The organism is Tepidiforma sp., assembly GCF_034433535.1.
Lineage (GTDB): Bacteria > Chloroflexota > Dehalococcoidia > Tepidiformales > Tepidiformaceae > Tepidiforma.
Genome location: NZ_DAOUAO010000011.1, coordinates 1 through 2,018, shown reverse-complemented (window position 1 = coordinate 2,018; position 2,018 = coordinate 1). Strand labels below are relative to the sequence as shown.

Genomic DNA, 2,018 nt, shown 5'->3' with positions numbered 1-2,018 from the left:
CTCCACCGTCGTGCGCAGCATCTCGGCCGTGCGCCGGTTCGCCAGCCGGCAGCGGTAACCGCCGTCCGGCTCCTTATCGACCACCCAGAAGGCGTCGCTCGTGCCCTCCACCGCCATCCGGTAGTTCGCTTCCGATTCGGCCAGCTTCCGCTCCTGTTCGATGCGGCGGGAGAGGTCGCGCGACCAGCCGACGATGCGCGTGAAGCGCCCGTCGGGGCCGGCTACCGGTGTCAGCGTGGTGCTGATGTAGAAGGGCCGGCCAGCCCAGGTGCCGCGCATCTCGTATTCGATGGTTTTCGCGGAGGCCGCAGCCTGGCGGTAGGAGGCCTCGCGCTCCTTCGCCCGTTCGGGGTCGAGGTAGCCGGCCTCGGCCAGCTCGCGCGAGGACTTGCCGACGATGTCGGCCGGGCTCACCTGTGCCCCGCGGCAGTAGGCCTGGTTGACGAACACCAGCCGCCACTCGCCGGCGGCATCGACGTCGGCGATCCAGATGGGGTCACGTACGGATTCGACGACCGCGCGGTAGAGGGCATCCACCTTGCGCTGCTCGGTGACATCGCGCACCCACAGCTGGGTGGCGGGTTCGCCGCCGAAGACCGTCGGCCCGGCAATCGTTTCGACCCGGATGACCGTGCCGTCGCAGCAGCGGAAGTCCATCTCGGCCGGCCCCACGGCCTCGCCCGCAGTCACCCGGCGCACGCGGTCGAGCACGAGCGGGTGGTACTCCTCGGTCACGAATTCGAGCACGTGGCGGCCAAGCAGCTCCCCGGGCCCGGATGCCCGCATGAGCTGTACCGCCGCCTCGTTCACGTACTGGACGACACCGCCGCGGTGCACCGCCACCGCGGTGGGGTTCTGTTCGATGAGCAGGCGGTAGCGCTCCTCGCTCTCGCGCAGGGCGGCCTCCGTGGCCACCCGCCGGCTGATATCGGTCACCACCCCCGCATAGCCGATCCGCTCGCCCCCGGGCAGGATGAGCGCCACGCCCTGCACCAGCACCCAGTTGATGCGCCCATCGGGCCGAACCACCCGGTACTCCACCCGCAGTGGGCGGTCCTCGCGCATGTGGCGCAGGCTGGTTTCGATGACGCGCTCGCGGTCCTCGGGGTGGATGGCATCGAGGTAGCCGAGCCCCAGCGCCTGCTCGATGGTCTGGCCCGAAATCTGGCACCAGCGCGCATTCACCGCGATGCAGCGCCCATCCAGGTCCGTCGCGAAGAGGCCAACCGGGAAGCGGTCCAGGGCAATAATCGCGCGGATCAGGTCGGGCAGCTGCTGCGAGTCGTCCATCGCCATGCCGGGCGCTCCACCCCCGGGTACCTTAGGGTACCGCGTTTTGTCTGTTGTGCAGCCGCGGGTTTCCCCGGATTTTTCGGCGAGCCGGGTTAGAAGCGCACGGTTGATTCTTCGCCGGCGGCGCGGACGCAGTTCCGGCCGGCGCGCTTGGCCTCGTAGAGGGCGAGGTCGGCTTCCTTCACCAGCCACTCCGGCGTCATGAGCGCATCGGCGCGGTAGGCCGAGACCCCGAACGAAGCGGTCACGCTGACCTGCTGGCCCTCGACCTCGAACGGCTGCCCGGCGATCGCCTCGCGCACCCGCTCCGCGCTCTGGATGGCGCCCTCGAGGGGTGTGGAGGGCAGCACGACCACGAACTCCTCGCCGCCGAAGCGCGCCAGCAGGTCGGCATCGCGGAGGACGCTGCGCATGCGCCGGGCCACGCCCTTGAGCACCTCGTCGCCGGCGGGGTGCCCGTAGGTATCGTTCAGGTCCTTGAAGCGGTCGAGGTCGACGAGGAAGAGGCTGAGCGGCGAGCCGTAGCGGGCGGCCAGGCGGAAGTGCTCTTCGAGGAACTCGTGGAAGTGGCGCCGATTCGCCACGCCGGTGAGCACATCGGTCGAGGCCTGCTGGATGAGCTGCTGCCGTTCGGCCTGGAGGGCGGCGTTCTCCTGCTCGGCTTCGATGGTGAGGCGGAGGAGGGCTTCGTTGGCGCGTGCCATCACCTCCTCGGCGGTCAGCGT

At 69.9% G+C, this 2,018-nt stretch carries 2 protein-coding genes; both read right to left on the bottom strand.

The genetic code is table 11. The features are described from left to right. Positions 1 to 1,296 (bottom strand): PAS domain S-box protein (locus VAE46_RS00715; protein WP_322794983.1); only part of this gene is annotated, 1,296 nt, incomplete at its 3' end. Between the two features lie 89 nt (positions 1,297 to 1,385). Then, positions 1,386 to 2,018: GGDEF domain-containing protein (locus VAE46_RS00710; protein ID WP_322794982.1), on the bottom strand; the 633-nt coding region annotated here is incomplete at its 5' end.